Origin of the sequence: Herbaspirillum sp. GCM10030257 (assembly GCF_042666555.1) — a bacterium.
Lineage (GTDB): Bacteria > Pseudomonadota > Gammaproteobacteria > Burkholderiales > Burkholderiaceae_D > Noviherbaspirillum.
In genome coordinates, this window is the sequence record NZ_JBHTDH010000086.1 from 1 (window position 1) to 2,881 (window position 2,881).

General features: G+C 62.9%; 2 protein-coding genes. Both read left to right on the top strand.

All coding sequences use genetic code 11. The features are described from left to right. Positions 1 to 8: 8 nt before the first annotated feature. Positions 9 to 1,292 (top strand): ABC transporter substrate-binding protein, encoded by a 1,284-nt coding sequence (locus ACFQUU_RS29115; RefSeq protein WP_382252111.1) that lies wholly within the window; start codon positions 9 to 11, stop codon positions 1,290 to 1,292. A 96-nt stretch (positions 1,293 to 1,388) separates the two neighbouring features. Further along, positions 1,389 to 2,881: ABC transporter permease (locus ACFQUU_RS29120; RefSeq protein WP_382252110.1), on the top strand; the 1,493-nt coding region annotated here is incomplete at its 3' end.

Consider the following 2,881-nt stretch of genomic DNA (forward strand, 5'->3'; position numbering starts at 1 on the left):
CCGCCTCGGTGCAAGCGGCATCGATCACGATCATCACGTCGTTTCCGAAGGAGATCACGGATACCTACAAGAAGGCGTTCGAGCAGAAGCACCCGGACATCAAGGTCGAGGTGCTCAACAAGAATTCCAATGCGTCGCTGGCCTTCATCAAGGAAGCTTCGCCCGGCCAGCGGCCCGACATCTTCTGGGCGTCCGCTCCGGATGCGTTCGAAGTGCTGTCGCGCGAGAAGCTGCTGACCAAGCCAGCCGAGGTCAAGAACCCGGCCGCGCCCGACAAGATCGGCAACTACCCGATGAACGATCCGGACGGCCTGTATTACGGCCAGGCGCTGTCGGGCTACGGGCTGATGTGGAACACCCGCTACCTCAAGGCCAACAAGCTGCCGGCGCCGGCCGAATGGAGCGACCTGACCAAGGGCATCTATTTCGGCCATGTCGCCGTCAGCGCGCCATCGCGTTCCGGCACCACCCACCTGACGGTCGAAGCGATCCTGCAAGGCGAAGGCTGGGACAAGGGCTGGACGCAACTGATGGAAATTGCCGGCAACTGCAAGGCCATTACCGAGCGCTCGTTCGGCGTGCCCGACGGCGTCAACAGCGGCCAGTTCGGCATTGGCCTGGTGATCGACTTCTTCGGGCTGGCCGGCAAGTACAGCGGTTTCCCGGTCGAGTTTGCGTATCCGACGGTGACCTCGGTGGTCCCGGCCAGCATCGGCCTGGTCAACGGCGCCCGGAATGCGGCCGACGCCAACAAGTTCATCGCCTATACGCTGTCCAACGAGGGCCAGGCCCTGCTGCTCGACCCCAAGATCTCGCGCATGCCGATCGTGTCCTACGACAAGCTGCAGGGCAAGGTGCCGGCCGGCTATCCGAACATCTTTGAAGTCGCCAAGAAATCGAAGGTGCAGTTCGATTCGGAGATGGCGCAGAAACGCTACCACGTGGTGACCGCGCTGTTCGACCAGACCATCACCTTCCGCCACAAGGAATTGCAGGCGGTGACCAAGGCGATCCATGAGGCCGAGCAGAAGCTGGCGGCCAAGCCCAATGCGCAAGCCGCCGAACTGGTCAAGCAGGCGCGCGAACTGGCGTTCAAGCCGGTGGTCGACGAGGCGATGCTCAAGAAGCCGGCGTTCCTGGACCTGTTCTCCAAGGGCGTGTCGAAGAAATCGATGGGCGATTTCGCCGACAAGCAGATGGCCTCGCTGGAAGACCAGTGGAATTCCAAGGCCAAGGCCAACTACGCCAAGGCGCTCGAGTTGGCTGAACAGGCGTCCGCGGCCAGCAAATAAGCCGACGGACCCGGGGTGCGGCAATCCACCGCCCCCGGCCATTGCCACCACTCCCTTTAGCTATTCCTGCCGTACCCACGGAGGGAAGGACTCTTCATGAAACTTCGATATCCCCTGGCGCCGACCCTGATCGCGCTCTTCATTGCTGCGGCACTGCTCGTGTTCCTGGTCCTGCCGGTCGGGACCGTGGTGCTGTCGGCATTCGGCCCGGACGGCCATTTCACGCTGCATCACTTCGTCTCGTTCTTTGAACAATCGCTGCTGCGCGAATCGTTTGCCAACAGCCTTGTCGTGTCGCTGCTGTCGGTGCTGTTTGCCTCGCTCATTGCGGTGCCGCTGGCCTACTTCACGGTGCGTTTCCAGTTCCGCGGCGCCATCCTGATCCAGACCCTGGGCGTGCTGCCGCTGATCATGCCACCCTTCGTCGGGGCGGTGGCGCTGCAACTGATCTTCGGCGACAACGGCAGTATCAACCTGCTGCTCAGCGACTGGTTCGGCTTCAAGATCCCGGTCATGGAAGGACTGACCGCGGTGGTGTTCGTCGAAAGCATCCACTACTTCCCGTTCATCCTGATGAACCTGACCGTCTCACTCAGAAACATCGATGGCGCGATGGAAGAAAGTGCGCTCAACCTGGGCGCGCGCGGTTTCCGGCTGTTTCGCCGCGTGATCTTCCCGCTGGCCATGCCGGGCTTCATCGCCGGCGCCGCGCTGGTGTTCGTCAAGGTGTTCGACGACCTGGGCACGCCGCTGGTGCTGGGCACCACCAACATGCTGGCGCCGCAAGCGTACCTGCGCATCACCTCGGTCGGCCTGGACGACCCGCTCGGGTATGTGATCTCGTTCATCATGATCGGCTTCTCGATCCTGGCGCTGTGGCTGTCGGCGCGGGTGCTCAAGGGCAAGGATTACTCGACCACCCAGAAGGGCGGCAGTTCGATCCAGCGCCGCACCCTCACGCCGATGCAGGCGGTGATGGCGTATGGCTGGATCGGCCTGGTGCTGCTGGTGGTGCTGTCGCCGCATATCGGCATCCTGCTGCTGTCGCTGGCCAGTGTCTGGAGCTTCTCGGTGGTGCCTGACGCCTACACACTGCAGCATTACAGCGCGGTCATCTCGGGTGCCGGCGGCATGGTGAGCAATACGCTGCTCTACTGCGGTCTGGCCGCGCTGATTGACGTGGTGCTTGGTACCGCGATTGCCTACCTGATCCTGCGCACCAAACTGCCGGGCCGGCAGTGGCTCGACTATACCGCCAGCGCGGCGATGGCGATTCCGGGGGTGGTGCTGGCGATTGGCTACCTGCGCCTGTTCAAGGATGTGACGATCCCGTTCACCGACACGCTGTTCACGCAGACCTGGGTGCTGATCATGATCGCCTATGCGGTGCGACGGCTGCCGTATGCCTTGCGTTCGTGCATGGCGGCGCTGCAGCAGGTCAACATCAGCCTGGAAGAAGCGGCGGAAAGCCTGGGCGCGAGCAAGGCCAGCACGATCCGGCGCATCGTGGTGCCGCTGATGGCTGGCGGCATCCTGGCCGGGTTTGTGACCAGCTTCATCACGGCGGCGGTGGAGTTGTCGGCGACGAT